Raw genomic sequence first — 16,807 nt, 5'->3', positions numbered from 1 at the left:
ATAAGAAGCTATGCTAATTTAGAATATTTTACCGGGATTTAATATGCCATTAGGATCAAAAGCTTTTTTAATACCACGCATAACTACCAGGTTTGCTTCGCGCATTGCAATGTTCATATAAGGTTTCTTTGCTATGCCTATACCGTGCTCACCTGATAAAGTTCCGCCCAGACTCACCGTGAGTTTAAAGATCTCACCAATACCCTCAGGTACTTGCTTAGTCCAGTTTTCTTCAGTCATTTGCTCCTTCATAATATTTACATGAAGATTACCATCGCCTAAATGGCCGTAACAAACTGAATTAAATCCATAACGCTTACCAATTTCCTTTATACCACTAATGAGTTTAGGCAAGTTAGCCCTGGGCACCACTACATCATCAGACTTACATAGTGAGTAGGCGTTAACAGCCGGTGAAATATTTTTCCGAATTTTCCAGAGCTCTTCTTTTTGCGCAGCCGTTTCTGCAAATAGAATTTCACCACATTGAAACTGTTCAACTACGTTCATTACCCGCTCGGCATCTCGCATCAATACTTCCTCATCATTGCCATCTAGTTCGCAAAGCAGATAAGCATCCATGTTTTCTGGAAAAGTGGTGGTCACCTTTGCAGCATAAATTTTCTCGCAATAATCAATTGTTTTCATAGCCGCTTCGCGTTCGAAAAACTCCATGCCTGACGGGCTCACACCAGCTCTGAAAATTTCCGCTATGGCCTTACATGCTTCTTCATTGGTAATGAAGGGTAACAACAGCAAAACTGATTTTTGTGGAAAACCACGCAGCTTGAAAACTATTTTAGTAATAATACCCAAAGTACCTTCGCTACCACACATAAGCTGTGTAAGGTTGTAGCCGGTAGAATTTTTCAATACATTGGCGCCTGTCCAGATCACATCACCGGTTGGTAACACTACCTCCATGTTCAGTACATAGTCGCGGGTAACGCCATACTTAACAGCTTTAGGGCCGCCACTATTTTCGGCAATGTTGCCACCAATAAAGCATGTACCACGACTGGCTGGATCAGGCGGATAGAATAATCCTTTTTCTTTTACAGCGTTTTGAAATACTTCCGTGATCACACCAGGCTCTACTGTAGCCTGCAGGTTAAGTTCATCAATGTTGATGATTTTATTGAAACGCTCCATGGAGATAACTACGCCTTTGTTGATGGGTAGGGCACCACCACTCAAACCTGTACCACCACCCCTGGGTGTAACCGGTATGGTATGCGCATTGCATAACTTCATAATGGCACTGATCTCCTCAGTACTACCTGGTTTCAGTACTACATCGGGTAGAAATGAATAATCTTCTGTCTCATCATGCGAATAATTGTAGCGTTTTTCCTCATCGATAATGATATTAGGCTGGCCTACTATTTGTTCAAATTGTTGAATGAGGGCGGGAACTACTGCTGCAAATGCCATGGAAAGCGTATATTTACTTTACTTTTTAAACGTATATGAAGCTACTTTTCAGACTTAAATTTAGTCAAAAGCTTCTTCTTCAAGCATTACTGCTATCAGGCATTTTTCTGCTATCGTGTGCATCGCAAAAAAAGGCCAGGGTTCGCGAAGAAAAAGTCGGTAAGGTTGTACAGACGGCACGTATGTATACAGGTGTTCCATACAAATATGGGGGTACTACGCGCTCAGGTATGGATTGCTCCGGATTATTGTTAAACGCCTTTCGTGCGATAGATTACCCGCTTCCCCGAACCAGTGAGGCACAAAGCAAAGTTGGAAAGGAAGTAAAACTTAAAGAGGTACAACCAGGTGACCTTGTTTTTTTTGCTACAGGTAAAAGAAAACGCAAAATCACCCATGTGGGGCTGGTCACAGAAAAAAAAGCAAAAGACAATGTGAAGTTTATTCACGCATCCAGTACTTTGGGCGTGGTGGAAGCCAATTTATTTGCGGATTACTATCAAAAGAGTTTTCGAGAGGCAAGGCGGGTGATAGAAAAATAACCTGCTTTTTTTAATCACTGTTTATCGGTAAAACTGTTTATTTATCTGTAAAATTTAAATGTTTAACTCTTATTGCAGTTGGAGCAATTAATTACCAATTTCAGCTGCTAATTTTGAAAAAAAACCTCATGAAATTTCAAATCCTTCTCTGTGCTTCCCTTGCACTTATCCTGATTAATTGTACGCCTAAAGAAGAACTGGAGGCTTTGCAATCAGAAAATGATTCACTGAAAAATGAACTGACCCTGAATAAGGAAGTTATGGTGACTTTGCAGGAGGTCGGATCAATGATAGACTCTATTGATGCCAGCCGTAAGCTTTTGAAAATAAGCATGGTTGAAGGTGCTTCAGAAGACGATTATACAGTGCGCCTTCAGGCGATTCATGAACATGTGGTGCGATCTGAGAAGAAGATAAGTTCTTTGGAGCAGTCATTAAAAACAATGAAGACCAATGAAAGTTTCTATTTTGATATGATCGCCTCATTAAAAGATGAGTTAGAACTGCGCTTGCAGGAAATTTACTCGCTTGAAAAAGTAAATAAAGAACTGTCGGAAAAAGTAAAGGTACAGGAGAGCGATTTGCATGACAGTTTTATTGAACTGGAAAAGAAACAACAGGCGCTTGCTGAACAAGAAATGAAAGTTGACCACCTGGTTAGTAAATTGAAATTAAGTGAATCAGAAACTTTATTGTTGAAAGGTAAAGCCCTTGAGGAAAGTGCCAATCGGATCAAGTTTGCGCCTGCCAAGAAAAAGGCAACCTTACGTGAAGCCGTTGGCTACTATCGCAAGGCTGCTGATTTGGGGAACAAAGAGGCGGGCAAACGTATGATGGATTTACAAGGCAAGTATTAAGCGAGCTTTTTTTCAGCAGGTGCGATACTAAAATGGAGTAGTTCACTGTGCCTGATTACGGTTATATCAATCATGCGGAGTACCTCTTTCCGGGTAAGTTCTTTAAACAAATCCTGATTATTGTTAAGCTGGCGATTGTTAAAGTTTACCAGGATATCACCCTCTTGTAATTGCGATAATGAAGCAGGTGAGTTTGTTTCGATCTTGGTAATAAACAAACCTTTTTTATTGGGAAGATTGTAATGCGCTTTTATTTTAGAATTGATTTCAACCTCCTGAATTTGTATGCCTAAATACGCTTTAAATACTTTCCCATTGCGTATTAACTGGTTGGCAATTTCTTTGGCGGTATTGATGTCTACTGAAAAACTTAGGCCCTGAGCCCCTTGCAGAATAGCTGTATTCACACCAATTACTTCACCTTCCGTATTAATCATCGGGCCACCAGAATTGCCAGGATTCAAAGCGGCATCTGACTGAATAACATTATCTACCAGCCGGCCACTTTGCGTTTGTAATGTTCTTCCTAAAGCGCTTACAACCCCCGTTGTAACCGTATGTTGATAGCCGTAAGGGTTACCAATAGCAATTACAAATTGTCCGATTTGCAGCGTACTGCTGTCACCGAGCCTGGCGACTGTATAATCTTGTGCGGAAATCTTTAAAATGGCGAGGTCTGTATCTGGGTCTTGCCCGAGGAGAACGGCTTCTATTTCATTTTCGTTAAACAGGCTGACCATTATTTTATCAGCGCCAGTTATTACATGGCTGTTGGTAAAGAGCAGGCCATCAGTGGAAAAAATAAATCCGGAACCTGATCCGGCAGCTTTTGGCTTACCGTTTTTATCTTTTTTGTACACATCTATTTTAACAACCGCCTTCTTTGTTTTGGCAACGGCCTCAATAATCATTGTAGAGAATGCATCCATGTCTTTTTTTCTATACCAGATATCAAAGACAGCGCCAGTTGACATTCTATGCTATTATGGCTTTAAGAAAGACAATTTGGCTTGGTGGGAACTTTTTGGGATTCGAGACTAAGTTTGTATAATTGCAGCCCGAATAAGCAAAAACGCTTGTCCGGTTAAAAAAGGGGGATTAGCTCAGCTGGCTAGAGCGCTTCCATGGCATGGAAGAGGTCATCGGTTCGACTCCGATATTCTCCACTTTTTTCGAGGTGTAGCGCAGCCCGGTTAGCGCACCACGTTAGGGACGTGGGGGTCGGATGTTCGAATCATCTCACCTCGACAAAACCCATTGCGCTTCACAGCAATGGGTTTTCATTTTATATGGATTTCTTTGTCTATATACTTCAAAGTGAAAGATCTGGGCGTTATTATACTGGACAGACTCATGATCTGATTAAACGACTTCTTGACCATAATGGAGAAGATGCTGGTCACACCCTTAAAGAACAACCCTGGAAAATTATCTGGTATACCAAGCTACCCACTCGTTCAGATGCCATGATTCTTGAGCGAAAAATCAAAAAGCGTGGCGCTAAAAGATTTCTTGACGACATGTCTAATGCGCAGCCCGGTAGCGTCACGCCCGAGCGTGATTAGGGACGTGGGGGTCGGATGTTCGAATCATCTCACCTCGACAAAAAGGCTTAAATCTATTTGATTCAAGCCTTTTTTATTATGTAGTATCAATGTTACTATTTAAAAATCATTTTGATTCTTTAATAGTTCGGTTTTACATACAGATCAAGATCCTCCTTTTCCTCTCTTTAGTTTTAGTTATAAACTTTTACAATAAAAACGTAATCACGCCACTTTTTGATTTGGCTTACTCTCGTCATACTTCCCCATTGATTTTTACCAGACAAACTAATTGGCTTCGCTAGTGAATCAACGGGAATGTTTTGGATTGTCTCTAACAATACACTTGACTTTATGGCAAAGGCCGCTCCCCTTGTCTCAGTTTGAACTCCACTAATAATTCCAACCACCGCGCCTTGCTGATCAATCATGGGGCCACCGCTATTACCTGGATTTAATGGAATGGATACCTGATATGAGTTTTCATTTTGCTCATAACCGCTTGCCGCACTAATGCTGCCTTCCCCATATACAATATCCTCTCGTGGAAATCCTAATGTATAAACCGCTTCTCCAAGATTACCTTCCTTCTTTCTAATTACCGGCATCGCAGCATTCTTATTGATTTGGCTGTCCAATATTAATAAGAAAGCAATATCATTGGCTGCATCCCCATACACAAGGCTTGTTTTAAGCCTTCCGAATTTTTCATTCTCTATAAATATTGAATCAGCAGACTTTACTACGTGGTAGGCAGTAACTACATACCCATTGGGCGATACTAAAAATCCAGAACCGCTATATTTACCTGGTGAAATACCTTGTGCTTTATTTTTTTTGATATTCTCAAGAATCTGATTTTGAGATTTATTGAGCTTTTCTACATTCTTTCGCAATTCAAGATAATTAGCCTGGTGCCCTTGGTCGTAAGACTTGACCATAAAAATTACTCCAACAACGCATATCAAAGCCACTGAAGCTGCTACTGCTATGGCGGGCCAATAACTTTGCAGGCGATAGCCTTGTTTGGATTTCGTAATATTCAGGGGAGTAGAGATATCCAGCTCACTATGAAGAATATCCAAAGTCTTTTTAAGGGATTTTCGTTCTTCATGCTCTTTGAAAGCACGAACAAATAATACATGTGCTTTAACTCTTTCTCTAAAAGATGCATCGATGCTCATCCTCTCCTCAATTTGCATCTTATCCTCCTCACTTAGAGAACCCGCTGCATATCCATCCAGTAAATCCATCTCCTCTATACTCATAACTGCTTTGCTCGTTCGTCAAAAAAAAATCTTTTTAATCGTTGAAGACACTTATACTTTTGATTTTTAGTATTATCGGTATTTGTGTAACCAAACTTGTTTGTTATTTCCTCCATCGTCTTACTATGCAGATAAAAATCCTCTAAAATACTTTTGCACGGCTCGCCCAATTGATTCAAAGATTCTTCCATTGCCTTAAATTCTTTTTCCCTGGATTCCAAATCTTCCAGTGCCTCATCAATTCCTGCAAACCGTTCTTCTTCCTCAATCCGTAATTCCTTTTTTCGTGCTACTAGTCTTTTTAGCCAAAGCTTTCGGCTAACCGCGTAGAGATAGGTCTTAATCTTGCAGGTCAACACAAATTCAGTCTGTTGCAATCTTCCATAAAAATGAATTATCGCTTCCTGATAAATGTCTTTAGCCTCCTGCTCAGTTCCATTATTGGTGAGCACCAGATTCAAAACCATAGGATAGTGAGCTTTATATAATTGCTTTAATGCAACGTTGCTCTTTTTTCTTAATTCTGAGACCAATGGCTCATCAAAATATGGCATAGTAGACAATTGCGAGCTTAATCAAAATTGAACTTCAAAGTAACCCAAGGTAAAAATATTTTTTTGTTGGGTTACCGAATGGCCTGTTTTTGATAAAGGCGAAAATCTTAAATTAATTAACTATGAAACACAAAATTCTTTCGATCATGGTAATTGGAGTGCTGATCACGGTCTTTTCCTGCAATTTAAAATCAACGAAGAAAGACCAGGGAGCATCTGTGGCTGATTCCACTGTTGTGAAATCTGATTCCACATTAACTACAGAGCTTCCTCAAGACTCTCTTCAATCCAAGTAGGATAATCAGGCCGTCTGCTATTCAGTAGACGGCTTTACTTAAAACAAATTCTATGAAAAAACTGATGTTCATAGTCCTAATGGCCGTGGTACTGATTTCCTGTGCCCAAAAATCGAATGAATCTAAACAATTAGATTTAACAGATATAACTATGGTGAACGCTAAGCAGGATCCATTGTCAGCTACTCCTTTAAAAGATGTTTACTCAGATGGAAGGGGTAAAATGATTAAGACAGCGGATTACCGTTTTCAGGTAAGTAACGTTAAAAAAAGTCAGGAATTAATTGAAACAGCGGTACGGAAATATTCGGCCTACATCGCTTCATCTAACCTGGAGTTGGAAAACCCTATACTTACAGAGCATGTAACGATTCGTGTTCTAAGTGATTATTTTGACGACTTGCTCAAAGCAATTGAGGAGGAAGCTGTTTTTGTGAATTATCGAAAAATCAATACTGAAGATGTATCAAAAGAATTTATTGACCTGGAATCGAGGTTAAGAACAAAACGAGAAGTAGAACAACGGTATGCAGATATTCTTCGCCACAAAGCGGGTACCATCGAAGAACTACTCAAAGCCGAGCAGCAGATTGGTGAATTGCATGAAGAAATAGAAGCTACTGTGAGTCGAATCAATTTTTTGCATGATCAGGTCAGGTACAGCACCATTCAACTTGAATTCTATCAGGTAGTCGAGCAACAAGTTGTTGAAATTAAATCGGGACCAAGTCTAACAGAAAAATTCTCACAAGCCTTTGGCGCGGGCATGAGTGGTTTTATGAATATACTGGTGACTTTAGCTTATTTGTGGCCACTACTAATTTTTATGGGAATAAGCTGGTACTTTTTCTGGTTTAAAAGAAAGAAGAGAATTTTAGAAGCGGTCGTTAAATAGAGTATTGATCTTAATTCAGCATGACTCTTACAACTTATAAGCGACAACGTCCCTGAAAGTTGGAGATTATTCATCCAGACAAAGAGAAGTGGGGTCGGATGTTTGAATAATCTCACCTCAACCAAAACAAAAGACCTTCTCAATTTTTTTGAGAAGGTCTTTTGTTTCCCTATTCAAAAATCCCTGCTTGAGACTTAAGAGTAGGAGATGCATATCCAGCCTTTTATTTCTTCAATTCAACAGAAAGTGTAATCATGGCATTTAATGCTTTTGAGATAGGACAAACGCGTTTTGCATTTTCTGCAATCTCCTGAAAAGTGGCTGCATCAATATTTTCAACCTTACCAACCAGCTTTAATTGAATCTGGGTAATGGCGCCATCTTCGAAGACAACATGTGCTTCGGTATCTAACTGCTTGTTGGTATAACCTGCTGCATCAAGCAGAAAACTTAATTGCATGGTAAAACAGCCTGCATGGGCCGCGCCAATCAGTTCCTCCGGATTTGTACCTACTCCGTTTTCAAATCTTGTTTTATAAGAATACTGGGTTTTGTTTAGCACCGTGCTGTCGGTTGTAAGTGCTCCCATACCATCTTTTCCTGTTCCTTGCCATTGTGCGCTTGCTTTACGTGTGAATTTCATAATCATTTAATTTTTAGTGTAACATTTTATTTGTGTGAGAGAACTTGGTCGTTTCGATGATGTAAAGGTGGGGGCTTGCTGGTTTTAAATCAAATTAATAATTTTATATTAATATAAATAATACTTATAATAGATGACCTTACAACAACTCCGGTACATTGTAACGCTTGATCAGGAAAAGCACTTTGCCAGGGCGGCTGAATTATGTGCTGTTAGCCAGCCAGGATTGACGATTCAACTCAAAAACCTGGAAGAAGAAATCGGTGTAAAAATTTTTGACCGATCGCATGTGCCCCTCACCACAACCCCTGTGGGCGAACAAATCATAGAAAAAGCCAGAAAAATACTCAGGGAAGCTGATGCCATTAAGAATTTGGTAATCAACAAAAAGAATGATTTGCAAGGCTCTCTGAACATAGGCGTGATTCCTACGCTTTCTCCCTATCTGGTTCCATTGTTTATCCGAGAAATGGAGTTGGCAATGCCAAAGATGAAGTTCGTCATTAAGGAATCGTCTACCATGGATCTTATTCATGGATTAGATACCGGCAGGATTGATGTGGCGATCATGGCTACACCAACAGGTAATGCTTATTTAAAAGAATTTCCCTTGTTCCAGGAACCCTTCGTAGCGTACCTGCACCCGAAACATCCGGGACTTAAGGAGAAAACTTTTCAATTGAGAGAGAAGGATAAACTCGAATTACTGCTTTTGCAAAATGAATATTGTTACAATGCCCAACTGCTGGATATCTGCACGAGAGGAAGTAAAAAAGCACATGAACAGTTCATGTACGATATCAACTCCATAGAAACATTAAAAAATCTTGTTCGTGCTTCTTTAGGTTTTGCTGTTGTTCCGTGGTTATCGGTGATGAATGAATTAGAAGATGGATTTTGTAAAATGTTTAAGCCCCCTGTACCTATCAGAGAGATCAGTCTGGTGGTGAGTGAGTCTTTTACCCGCAAACTTCTGATAGAAAAAATGAGCGAGGTAATTTGGAACTGCTTACCTGAACCTTTAAAAGTAAGTAGAAAATACAAACGGATTAAGTGGAACGACTCGCCCTATTTTATGAAAATTTTGAATGAGTACCAGTAGTATTGAAATCACTTCTTTCTTCTATAACAGCCAACAGGTCGGGTGCTGACCTAAACAATATTTTTACCATTGAGTAAATTCTCTATGGCATCTTTGAGATAGCTTTGCTTCACACCATTTTCGGCCTGCGCATTGTCATCAATAGCGCCATGATAGGCAATGGTAAATTGACCATTCATGTTCTTTAAAACAAAAGCTTAAGGACTCCTCTGTGCATTAAGCTGAGTCATTAGCACCAGTTCCTTGTCACTTAAATAGGGAAGGGTAAGTCCATTGGCCTGTGCTGTCTTTAGCATCCATTCTTCTGCTTCAGGTGCTTCAACCAATAATTGATTATCAACTATTGTAGTATCAATACAAGAAATTAAAAATGTCTTTTACCAACTTAACAAAAGTGAGAGGAGAGAATAATTCTGATGAATTCAGCTACGCTCATTGAGGGATCATTTTCCAGTGACACTACCAGCGGTTGCCTTAGTTAGTGCTTTTATTTATCAGACCCTGATTTAATTTTAAATCCTTAATCTTTTGGCAGCCCACAACGGTGTGGTCTTAATAAAAAAATTTATTATTTGACCTTATGAGAATTTAATTTGATCGATGATTGATATCACAAAAAATGTTTTAGCAGTATTTTTATTCACGTAAACCTTAAAATTAATTCTGATGCAAAACATTTTCTCAATCACTAAGAATCTGAGATTACTTGTAGTAACACTCATGTTCAGTCCGGGCATCTCATCTCAACCTGTATGTGCTCAAGATCCTTTCTCTTCAATAGGATCGGTTCCTTCTATTATTGAATTGTTACCTCATGATGTGCCATATCGTGACTTAACGGTAAGCAAAGATTGGTCGGAGGCATTCTTTACCATGCAAGGGCATTCAAGATCTTTCAGCGCAATTGTTCGAATAACCAAGAGGAACGGTAAATGGTCTGCACCAGCAATTGCAAAATTTTCTGGTCAGTACAATGATCTGGAGCCATCACTTTCTCCAGATGGTAAGCGACTCTACTTTGTGAGTAATAGACCAACGCCTGAGAATCCTGATAAAAAAGACACAGACATTTGGTATGTAGATAAGACTGAAAATGGTTGGTCTGACCCAATAAATCTGGGCGCTCCAGTTAACACTGCTTCAAACGAATTTTATCCAACCGTGGCAGCCAACGGCTCAATTTATTTCACAGCTCAATACGAAAGAACAAAGGGTTCCGATATTTATTACAGCAAGTGGGAAGATAATAAGTACATAGCACCAGTTTCTTTGAGTGCCGCTATTAATGAATCTACATTCGAAATAAATCCTTTTATTTCTCCGACTGAAAAATTCATCATCTTCTCTGCTTACAACAGGGTGGGGAATATTGGCAGTGCTGATTTATTTATTAGTCTTATGGGGGCTGATGGCAATTGGCAACCAGCAGTTCGCTTCCCAGAACCTATCAATTCTTCTTCCATTGATTATTGTCCTTTTGTTTCTGCGGATGAAAAATTTTTATTTTTCACCAGTGCGAGGGCCAAGGTGAATACAGATAAGCAAAATACTTATGAGGACTTAATAAGTGTACTCAAAAGCAAAGACAATGGCTTGGAAAAAGTTTATGCGGTTAGTTTTGATTTAGTGTCCGGCACAATTTTACCTAAAAAGTAAATATCTTTTCAGGTCACCTCTAAAGAATTAATTTTTTAAATGAGCAGACGATACTTTTATTTCAAAATCGGCATAGTCGCATCTCTTAAGAATGGGGAATTGTCCATGAATAGGAGCTATGGTATTCCGTTTCAGCATGGTCTTACTGTAACTAAAAGCCTTGAAGTTTCAAGGTTTTTGGTTTTCACCTTACTATAGCCGCTTGCAAGTGAGGGAAAAAATGAAAACTAGTTCACATCCGCAACTAGTTAAATTAACATTATGAGCTTAAGGACTTGAAGTAGCATGAGGCCAAAATTACTTCTTCCTTATATAACAGCCGACAGGTCGGGTGCTGACCTGAATAATATTTTTACCATTGAGTAAATTCTCGATGGCATCTTTGAGATAGCTTTGCTTCACACCATTTTCGGCCTGCGCATTGTCATCAATAGCGCCATGATAAGCAACGGTAAACTGGCCGTTCGTATTCTTTAAAACAAAAGCTTCAGGACTTCTTTGCGCGTTAAGCTGAGTCATTAACACTTGGTCTTTATCACTTAAATAAGGAAGCGTAAGCCCATTGGCCTGTGCTGTCTTAAGCATCCATTCTTCGGCTTCAGGAGCTTCTGTGTAAGAGTTCACTAAAAGTATAGGAAGTTTTCCACCATACTCATTTTGTAATTGCTTCAATCTATTTCCATAGTAACCATCGAAGGGACAGGCAACACTTGTAAAAATGATAACAAGCCCTGGCGAGGCCGAAAAATCTTTTAGTGAAATGGCCTTGGTATCTAGAACATTCTTCAAAGAGAAATCGCTCAATGATTGTGCTTGAGCAACTGATAAAACTGAGATAAAAACGAATAAGCTTATGATCTTTTTCATATGTGAATGTTTAGTTATGCACCAAAACAAATTCTTCATGTACAAGGTAGTATAAAGCATAAGATTTTTCATGCCCTTTTCTACATATTCTACCAGTAAAACTACCTTTTGTCTGAAAAGTGAAATCCTCTACACTAATTTCTTCGGTCAACCTGAGATCTTTTTTTCCATATAATTTTATGAGTGCCTCTTTCGCGCACCAGTAAATGCATAATCTTGTAAGATCAGCACCTGTTCGTTTAAGTTCAGCCTGACTAAACACCCGGGGTGCTACTATGGCCAGGTTCTTCTTAGGTTGTTCAATATCTATACCAACATTTTGATTTGCAGAAATAATCACCGCCACATACGGAAAAGAGTGACTTTGGCTCAGGTGAAAATTTGAGTTTTTAAGGAAAGGTTTGCCATGTTCATTTTTAATCACGCCTTCATATACCTGACCAAACTCTTTTAGTAAAAGTGCTGTTGTAAGCTTACCTGCCATTGCTTCAGCTCTTTTATTCGGGTGGGTAATGGTCTCTGGAATTGAATCATGGACGGTGAGTAAACTTGATAGCTGATCTTCCGGCTCTTCAATTTTCCAGATGGCAACAGCAGATTGGCTATCTTTGATAAGGCTAAGTAATGGCATTGGTAACAAAGCTAAAGTTTTGTGCTTTTAAAAACTATGCAAGTTTATCATTTGAACTAAAGTTTACTCAATTTTACAGACGATTATCTAATACCCATGCCCATTGCTGTTCAAAAATTGTCGAGTTTTCGAGGTCATAACGATTGTGTTTACACACTTGCTCATGGCGACCAGTCAAATCTTTTTTTCTCGGCAGCCGGTGATGGGATGATTGTGTTGTGGGACCTGACTAAACCGGATGAGGGACAGCTTATAGCCACACTGCCCAAGTCAGTATATGCCTTGCATCGGCATGAAGACAGTAATTTGTTAATAGCGGGGCATAATTACAGCGGTATACACATCATTAATTGGCAGGAGAAACGAGAAGTAGCCTCATTAAAATTAACGGACGCAGCGATATTTGATATTTCCTCAATTGATAACCTGTTGCTGGTGGGTACGGGCGATGGTTCTTTGGTCAGCGTAAACTTAAAAACAGCCAAGATTATCGACCAGATTCGTGTGAGCGAGAAAAGTGTACGCAGTATTGTTGTTAACCGTGTTTTGAATGAGGTGGCTGTTGGTTACAGTGATAATTTTATCAGGATTTTTGACTTGCATAATCTGACATTAAAATATGCCTTTGAGGCACATGCTAATTCGGTATTCACACTCCGCTACACAAAGGATGGCCTTTATCTGATGAGCGGTTCGCGCGATGCACGCTTAAAAGTATGGGATGCGCGTGGTGGATATAAACTGGTAAACGAGGTGGTGGCACATTTATTTGCCATAAACGACCTGGCCTTAAGTCCGGATGGCAGGTATTTTGTTACAGCTAGTATGGATAAATCCATCAAAGTTTGGGATGCGGAAAGCCAGCAACTTCTGAAGGTTATTGACAAATCGAGGCATGCCGGGCATGGCACTTCGGTGAACAAATTATTGTGGTCAAGCCATGAAAATCAGGTAATTAGCGCGAGCGATGATAGGACAATATCGATTTGGAGTATTATATTTGAATGAAATTACAACAAGCGCCTTAAAAGGGGAGTTGTATACTAAGTTGGAGGGCGGTGAAATCCCGTTCTATTTTTTTACCACTTAATCGAAAAAAACATGAGAATCACACCACTGGATATCCGCCAGAAGTCGTTCGAAAAGAATTTTCGCGGCTACGACAAAGATGAAGTTAATGCCTTTTTGCTCACCCTTTCGCAGGAGTGGCAACGCACGCTTGACGAGGTAAAGGAAATGAAGCTGAAGCTTGAAGGTGCAGAAAAAGAAGTGGCCAAATTGCGTGAAGTTGAAAGCTCGCTTTACAAGACACTTAAAACAGCGGAAGATACAGGGGCGAATGTAATAGAACAGGCAAGACAAACGGCAGACTTGCACTTGCGTGAATCGAACATGCGTGCAGAAGCTATGTTGAGCGAAGCCAAGAGCAAAGCAAAAGATACGATTGAAGAGGCGGATATGAAGGCTAAAGAAATTATAGCCGACATGGAAGATCGACTTAAACTGATGGTAGAAAACTATAAGCGATTGGAGACTTCACGCGAAGATCTGATGGCGGATATGAAACGCATTGCTAACGATGCTATAGAACGCGTTGAAAGAGCCAGAGCACAGACAAAGTCCTTTGATGCAGATCAGCATCTTAAAATTGTGCGCAATCAGGTAAAGAAGCAAAATGCACCTATACCAGTGCAGGAAGCCAAACCTGATATTATTTCGCAGGAGGTTAAAGAAACACTTATTCATAAAGAAGTAGTTGTTGAGCACAGCACAGTGGCTATGACAAGCGCCAAGCCGGTGTTCAAATCATTTTTTGACGAAATCGGATGAAAGGAAAAATAGCACTGGAAGGCCTGGAGTTTCATGCCTTCCATGGCGTTTACCCGCACGAGCGTGAGTCGGGCAACTATTTTACAGTTGATATTGCCGTTGAAGCAGATTTTTCAAGAGGAGCATCTTTAGATGACCTGGAGGGTACCGTCAATTATGAAACCCTTTTTCAGATCGTTAAAAACGAGATGGAGAAACCCTCCAAGCTGCTGGAATACGTTGCGGACAAAATCATGCAGGAAGTATTCACACAATTACCTTCAGTTGACCAGGTAGAAATAAAAATAGCCAAACAGAACCCACCGATTGGCGGTAAATGTAAACGCGCTGTCGTTAGCGTTTCGCGCAACCGCAACTAGAGGAATTGCCCTTTAAGATCTTCTTCTACGTCTACATCACTTAGTAGTGGCAGTAAATGCACAGATGCATGCTGTTGCAAAACATTCAGGAGGGTATCGTGTAAAACTGTTTGTGTGCTCCAGTTTTTATTGGTGAAAAAATCAGCGTACATCTTTTTCATTCCTAATAAGTAATAACCGCCATCTTTGGCAGGTCCCAGCACTACATCGTGCTGCTCCAAAGCATGAAAGGCTTTTTCAATAATGGTGTGGTTAAGTTCAAGACAATCCGTACCAATAATACAGATGTTCTTATAGCCATGATTAAAACCATGCTGAAAGGCATTCAGCATGCGTTCGCCTAAATCGTCACCTGATTGTGCACGCTTCTTGTATATTTCGTCCGGCCATTGATCCTTTATTTCTACAGTTTGCGAATAGAAAACAAGTTTATCTGCTTCCAGGCCCTCAGTTATGTTTTTAGTGTGTTCTGCCAGTTTTAAATAAACAGCGAGTGCCTTTTCGTTTCCAAGCGTGGCTGCTAATCGGGTTTTGACTTTACCCGATTCGGGGTTTTTATAAAAAATGAGCAGAAGATTATTACGGGAGGTCATTTGTTCTGATTGATTTTAGACTAAATTTATTCACTGTTTTATTCTGGTTGATGTTACCCAACGAGGTATTTACTTCTTTTTTATCTAAACGCATTGGAAAACTTTCTCCTGAAAGTTACCGAAGGGCAAGTTTACTTGCTATAGCCTTGTTATTATCAGTCTTATTTTCTGCAGCGTATATTGGTATTACCTTCATCACCGGTTTCCTGGCTGCCCGGTATGCCATGGCGGTCTCTCTTATTGTTCTCAGTTACTTTTTATGGGTACTAAAAGAAAGTAACTGGCGGTGGATAGCCCATGGTTTTGTCTTGGTGGCATTTTCACTTACAGCGATTCTGGTCTATTTTTCAGGATCAGCCTTTTTTGCCATGTTGCCCTGGCTTGGTTTAACACCCCTTTTGTCACTGCTTATGTTAGATCAGCAATGGCAGCGCGTCTGGACAAGTATTTGCGTTTTATGTGTTGCTGCATTTTTTTACTGGCCAGCCCCGATTACCCAATGGACGTATTCGGCTGGTTCATCTTCCTTTTATCAGGCGAGTTTAATTATTGGTTTTATTCTATTAGTCTATTTGATTTCAAATGCTTTTAAGACACAACAATACCAATCATTAGAGAAATCTGAATTACAAAATGAAGAATTGCGCGCTGCGGAAGAAGAACTTCGCCAAAGCATGGAAGAATTGTCGGCAACGCAGGATGCACTGAGCGAGCAAAATGCAATTATTGATAAGCAGCGGAAGAAAAATGAGCACTATCTTAATGTGCTGATTAACTTGGCTACGTGTCGGGGGATAGTAGAAGGAGATAAGGCAATGGCTTATCGGGATATTTTATCAGCTACCGCAAAAGCATTGTTGACTTCACGGGTAAGCATATGGCATTATCATGCAGCGCAACACTGCATAGAATGTGTTGCCCAATACAATAATGGCACTGTTGAATTACAACAAGGTCTTAAACTGTATCAGGCTGATTACGCCCCCTACTTCCAGGCTATATTGGAGGAGAAGGTGATCGTTGCAGACGATGCCCGCATGCATCCGGCTACCTCAATATTTACAACTTCCTATTTAAAGCCATTAGGTATTTACTCTATGTTGGATGTACCCTACATTGAGAATGGGCGATTTCAGGGTGTGATTTGTTGTGAGCAACAGGGAGAAATGAAAGTGTGGGATCAGGAAGACCAGGTATTTGTTAAGTCTGTGGCTGACTTGATATGCATGGCCATCAATTCTGCACAGCGTAAAGAAGCTGAACAGGAAATTATAGCTCAGCGGGAAAAAATAATTAAACAAAACGAGCAACTCACCCGATATGCTGATGAAATAAAGGGTATTAATGAATCGCTTGAAACCAGGGTGCAGGAAAGAACAGCCGCCTTGAATGAACAGAATGTTAAACTGACAGAATATGCATTTGTAAATGCTCACCTATTACGCGGACCACTCAGCAGAATTTTAGGCCTGGTAGAGTTAATACGCATGACAAAAGATATGGATGAGTTAATGACTTACATTGATTTGCTGGATCGCTCCACCAAGGAACTGGATAAAGTAGTTCACAAGATTACCGATATTTTACATGAAGGGAGAACTTTAGACAGAGATAGCCTGAATGAATAAAAAAACCCCGGGGAACCACCCCGGGGCATCCAACCAAACCCTCCTTACCAACACATCTCTCTGTTACGAGAGAATCACCAATCCTTAAACCATTACTATAACAACGAT

General features: G+C 40.0%; 19 protein-coding genes and 2 tRNA genes. 12 read left to right on the top strand and 9 right to left on the bottom strand.

What is annotated here, in order from left to right; all coding sequences use genetic code 11:
• Window positions 1-18: 18 nt before the first annotated feature.
• Window positions 19-1,434 carry an FAD-binding oxidoreductase gene (locus tag ACO1XM_RS07085; protein ID WP_486227288.1) on the bottom strand — a complete coding sequence of 472 codons (1,416 nt, stop codon included), beginning with the start codon at window positions 1,432-1,434 and terminating at the stop codon, window positions 19-21.
• Between the two features lie 35 nt (window positions 1,435-1,469).
• Here ACO1XM_RS07085 and ACO1XM_RS07080 point away from each other — a divergent pair, with 35 nt between their 5' ends.
• Both ACO1XM_RS07080 and ACO1XM_RS07075 read left to right on the top strand, forming a co-directional pair.
• A complete protein-coding gene (locus tag ACO1XM_RS07080) occupies window positions 1,470-1,976 on the top strand; it encodes a C40 family peptidase (protein WP_486227286.1) in 507 nt (168 codons plus the stop codon).
• A gap of 128 nt (window positions 1,977-2,104) precedes the next feature.
• Window positions 2,105-2,833 carry a hypothetical protein gene (locus ACO1XM_RS07075; protein WP_486227284.1) on the top strand — a complete coding sequence of 243 codons (729 nt, stop codon included), beginning with the start codon at window positions 2,105-2,107 and terminating at the stop codon, window positions 2,831-2,833.
• On the opposite strand, the gene ACO1XM_RS07070 is transcribed toward ACO1XM_RS07075, so the two are convergent.
• Window positions 2,830-3,807 carry a S1C family serine protease gene (locus ACO1XM_RS07070; RefSeq protein WP_486227282.1) on the bottom strand — a complete coding sequence of 326 codons (978 nt, stop codon included), beginning with the start codon at window positions 3,805-3,807 and terminating at the stop codon, window positions 2,830-2,832. The two genes, ACO1XM_RS07075 and ACO1XM_RS07070, sit on opposite strands and share 4 nt — an antisense overlap.
• A gap of 118 nt (window positions 3,808-3,925) precedes the next feature.
• Here ACO1XM_RS07070 and ACO1XM_RS07065 point away from each other — a divergent pair.
• The 3 genes from ACO1XM_RS07065 (at window position 3,926) to ACO1XM_RS07055 (ending at window position 4,398) form a co-directional block, all read left to right on the top strand.
• Window positions 3,926-3,999 (top strand) — tRNA-Ala (locus ACO1XM_RS07065).
• A gap of 7 nt (window positions 4,000-4,006) precedes the next feature.
• A tRNA-Pro gene (locus ACO1XM_RS07060) sits at window positions 4,007-4,081 on the top strand.
• A 41-nt stretch (window positions 4,082-4,122) separates the two neighbouring features.
• A complete protein-coding gene (locus ACO1XM_RS07055) occupies window positions 4,123-4,398 on the top strand; it encodes a GIY-YIG nuclease family protein (RefSeq protein WP_486227280.1) in 276 nt (91 codons plus the stop codon).
• A gap of 173 nt (window positions 4,399-4,571) precedes the next feature.
• On the opposite strand, the gene ACO1XM_RS07050 is transcribed toward ACO1XM_RS07055, so the two are convergent.
• A complete protein-coding gene (locus ACO1XM_RS07050; protein WP_486227278.1) occupies window positions 4,572-5,645 on the bottom strand; it encodes a S1C family serine protease in 1,074 nt (357 codons plus the stop codon).
• Complete coding sequence (locus ACO1XM_RS07045; protein ID WP_486227276.1) at window positions 5,642-6,199, bottom strand: RNA polymerase sigma factor; 558 nt, start codon at window positions 6,197-6,199, stop codon at window positions 5,642-5,644. Before ACO1XM_RS07045 ends, ACO1XM_RS07050 begins: the two co-directional genes overlap by 4 nt.
• Window positions 6,200-6,547: 348 nt before the next feature.
• On the opposite strand from ACO1XM_RS07045, the gene ACO1XM_RS07040 reads away from it, so the two are divergent.
• Window positions 6,548-7,390 (top strand): DUF4349 domain-containing protein, encoded by an 843-nt coding sequence (locus tag ACO1XM_RS07040; protein WP_486227274.1) that lies wholly within the window; start codon window positions 6,548-6,550, stop codon window positions 7,388-7,390.
• A 223-nt stretch (window positions 7,391-7,613) separates the two neighbouring features.
• Here the strand turns inward: ACO1XM_RS07040 and ACO1XM_RS07035 are convergent, their stop codons facing one another.
• The gene (locus ACO1XM_RS07035; protein ID WP_486227272.1) at window positions 7,614-8,033 is read right to left on the bottom strand and encodes an OsmC family protein; all 420 of its coding nucleotides are present in this window, start codon (window positions 8,031-8,033) and stop codon (window positions 7,614-7,616) included.
• A 133-nt stretch (window positions 8,034-8,166) separates the two neighbouring features.
• Between ACO1XM_RS07035 and ACO1XM_RS07030 the strand changes: the two genes are divergently transcribed.
• Window positions 8,167-9,135, top strand: coding sequence for a LysR family transcriptional regulator (locus ACO1XM_RS07030; RefSeq protein ID WP_486227270.1), 969 nt, complete (start codon window positions 8,167-8,169; stop codon window positions 9,133-9,135).
• Between the two features lie 50 nt (window positions 9,136-9,185).
• Here ACO1XM_RS07030 and ACO1XM_RS07025 read toward each other — a convergent pair whose 3' ends face one another.
• Window positions 9,186-9,314, bottom strand: a complete 129-nt coding sequence (locus tag ACO1XM_RS07025; protein WP_486227268.1) for a hypothetical protein — start codon at window positions 9,312-9,314, stop codon at window positions 9,186-9,188.
• A 487-nt stretch (window positions 9,315-9,801) separates the two neighbouring features.
• On the opposite strand from ACO1XM_RS07025, the gene ACO1XM_RS07020 reads away from it, so the two are divergent.
• The gene (locus tag ACO1XM_RS07020; protein WP_486227266.1) at window positions 9,802-10,791 is read left to right on the top strand and encodes a TolB family protein; all 990 of its coding nucleotides are present in this window, start codon (window positions 9,802-9,804) and stop codon (window positions 10,789-10,791) included.
• A 297-nt stretch (window positions 10,792-11,088) separates the two neighbouring features.
• On the opposite strand, the gene ACO1XM_RS07015 is transcribed toward ACO1XM_RS07020, so the two are convergent.
• A complete protein-coding gene (locus ACO1XM_RS07015) occupies window positions 11,089-11,658 on the bottom strand; it encodes a redoxin domain-containing protein (RefSeq protein ID WP_486227264.1) in 570 nt (189 codons plus the stop codon).
• 10 nt (window positions 11,659-11,668) lie between these two features.
• On the bottom strand, window positions 11,669-12,289 hold the full coding sequence (locus tag ACO1XM_RS07010) for a 4'-phosphopantetheinyl transferase family protein (RefSeq protein ID WP_486227262.1): 621 nt from the start codon (window positions 12,287-12,289) through the stop codon (window positions 11,669-11,671).
• Between the two features lie 96 nt (window positions 12,290-12,385).
• Between ACO1XM_RS07010 and ACO1XM_RS07005 the strand changes: the two genes are divergently transcribed.
• The 3 genes from ACO1XM_RS07005 to folB all read left to right on the top strand — a co-directional run bounded on the left by ACO1XM_RS07005 (window position 12,386) and on the right by folB (window position 14,478).
• Window positions 12,386-13,297 (top strand): WD40 repeat domain-containing protein, encoded by a 912-nt coding sequence (locus tag ACO1XM_RS07005; protein ID WP_486227260.1) that lies wholly within the window; start codon window positions 12,386-12,388, stop codon window positions 13,295-13,297.
• Window positions 13,298-13,390: 93 nt separating this feature from the next.
• On the top strand, window positions 13,391-14,119 hold the full coding sequence (locus ACO1XM_RS07000; protein WP_486227258.1) for a DivIVA domain-containing protein: 729 nt from the start codon (window positions 13,391-13,393) through the stop codon (window positions 14,117-14,119).
• Window positions 14,116-14,478 (top strand): dihydroneopterin aldolase, encoded by a 363-nt coding sequence (gene folB, locus ACO1XM_RS06995; RefSeq protein ID WP_486227255.1) that lies wholly within the window; start codon window positions 14,116-14,118, stop codon window positions 14,476-14,478. Before ACO1XM_RS07000 ends, folB begins: the two co-directional genes overlap by 4 nt.
• Here folB and ACO1XM_RS06990 read toward each other — a convergent pair.
• A complete protein-coding gene (locus tag ACO1XM_RS06990) occupies window positions 14,475-15,071 on the bottom strand; it encodes a TIGR04282 family arsenosugar biosynthesis glycosyltransferase (RefSeq protein ID WP_486227253.1) in 597 nt (198 codons plus the stop codon). The two genes, folB and ACO1XM_RS06990, sit on opposite strands and share 4 nt — an antisense overlap.
• 50 nt (window positions 15,072-15,121) lie before the next feature.
• Here ACO1XM_RS06990 and ACO1XM_RS06985 point away from each other — a divergent pair, with 50 nt between their 5' ends.
• On the top strand, window positions 15,122-16,699 hold the full coding sequence (locus ACO1XM_RS06985) for a GAF domain-containing protein (protein WP_486227251.1): 1,578 nt from the start codon (window positions 15,122-15,124) through the stop codon (window positions 16,697-16,699).
• Window positions 16,700-16,807 lie beyond the last annotated feature (108 nt).

The organism is Chryseotalea sp., assembly GCF_057350905.1.
The sequence above is the reverse complement of the archived record's forward strand: the minus strand, read 5'-3'. Positions and strand labels throughout refer to the sequence as shown.

Bases quoted from the DNA above. Each gene is read 5' to 3' on its own strand.
- ACO1XM_RS07015 (WP_486227264.1), bottom strand. From the start codon at position 11,658: ATGAAAAAGATCATAAGCTTATTCGTTTTTATCTCAGTTTTATCAGTT.
- ACO1XM_RS07035 (WP_486227272.1), bottom strand. From the start codon at position 8,033: ATGAAATTCACACGTAAAGCAAGCGCACAATGGCAAGGAACAGGAAAA.
- ACO1XM_RS07070 (WP_486227282.1), bottom strand. From the start codon at position 3,807: ATGTCAACTGGCGCTGTCTTTGATATCTGGTATAGAAAAAAAGACATG.
- ACO1XM_RS07055 (WP_486227280.1), top strand. From the start codon at position 4,123: ATGGATTTCTTTGTCTATATACTTCAAAGTGAAAGATCTGGGCGTTAT.
- folB (WP_486227255.1), top strand. From the start codon at position 14,116: ATGAAAGGAAAAATAGCACTGGAAGGCCTGGAGTTTCATGCCTTCCAT.
- ACO1XM_RS07020 (WP_486227266.1), top strand. From the start codon at position 9,802: ATGCAAAACATTTTCTCAATCACTAAGAATCTGAGATTACTTGTAGTA.
- ACO1XM_RS07010 (WP_486227262.1), bottom strand. From the start codon at position 12,289: ATGCCATTACTTAGCCTTATCAAAGATAGCCAATCTGCTGTTGCCATC.
- ACO1XM_RS07045 (WP_486227276.1), bottom strand. From the start codon at position 6,199: ATGCCATATTTTGATGAGCCATTGGTCTCAGAATTAAGAAAAAAGAGC.
- ACO1XM_RS07050 (WP_486227278.1), bottom strand. From the start codon at position 5,645: ATGAGTATAGAGGAGATGGATTTACTGGATGGATATGCAGCGGGTTCT.
- ACO1XM_RS07000 (WP_486227258.1), top strand. From the start codon at position 13,391: ATGAGAATCACACCACTGGATATCCGCCAGAAGTCGTTCGAAAAGAAT.
- ACO1XM_RS07040 (WP_486227274.1), top strand. From the start codon at position 6,548: ATGAAAAAACTGATGTTCATAGTCCTAATGGCCGTGGTACTGATTTCC.
- ACO1XM_RS06985 (WP_486227251.1), top strand. From the start codon at position 15,122: ATGTTACCCAACGAGGTATTTACTTCTTTTTTATCTAAACGCATTGGA.
- ACO1XM_RS07005 (WP_486227260.1), top strand. From the start codon at position 12,386: ATGCCCATTGCTGTTCAAAAATTGTCGAGTTTTCGAGGTCATAACGAT.
- ACO1XM_RS07025 (WP_486227268.1), bottom strand. From the start codon at position 9,314: ATGAATGGTCAATTTACCATTGCCTATCATGGCGCTATTGATGACAAT.
- ACO1XM_RS06990 (WP_486227253.1), bottom strand. From the start codon at position 15,071: ATGACCTCCCGTAATAATCTTCTGCTCATTTTTTATAAAAACCCCGAA.
- ACO1XM_RS07030 (WP_486227270.1), top strand. From the start codon at position 8,167: ATGACCTTACAACAACTCCGGTACATTGTAACGCTTGATCAGGAAAAG.
- ACO1XM_RS07075 (WP_486227284.1), top strand. From the start codon at position 2,105: ATGAAATTTCAAATCCTTCTCTGTGCTTCCCTTGCACTTATCCTGATT.
- ACO1XM_RS07085 (WP_486227288.1), bottom strand. From the start codon at position 1,434: ATGGCATTTGCAGCAGTAGTTCCCGCCCTCATTCAACAATTTGAACAA.
- ACO1XM_RS07080 (WP_486227286.1), top strand. From the start codon at position 1,470: ATGAAGCTACTTTTCAGACTTAAATTTAGTCAAAAGCTTCTTCTTCAA.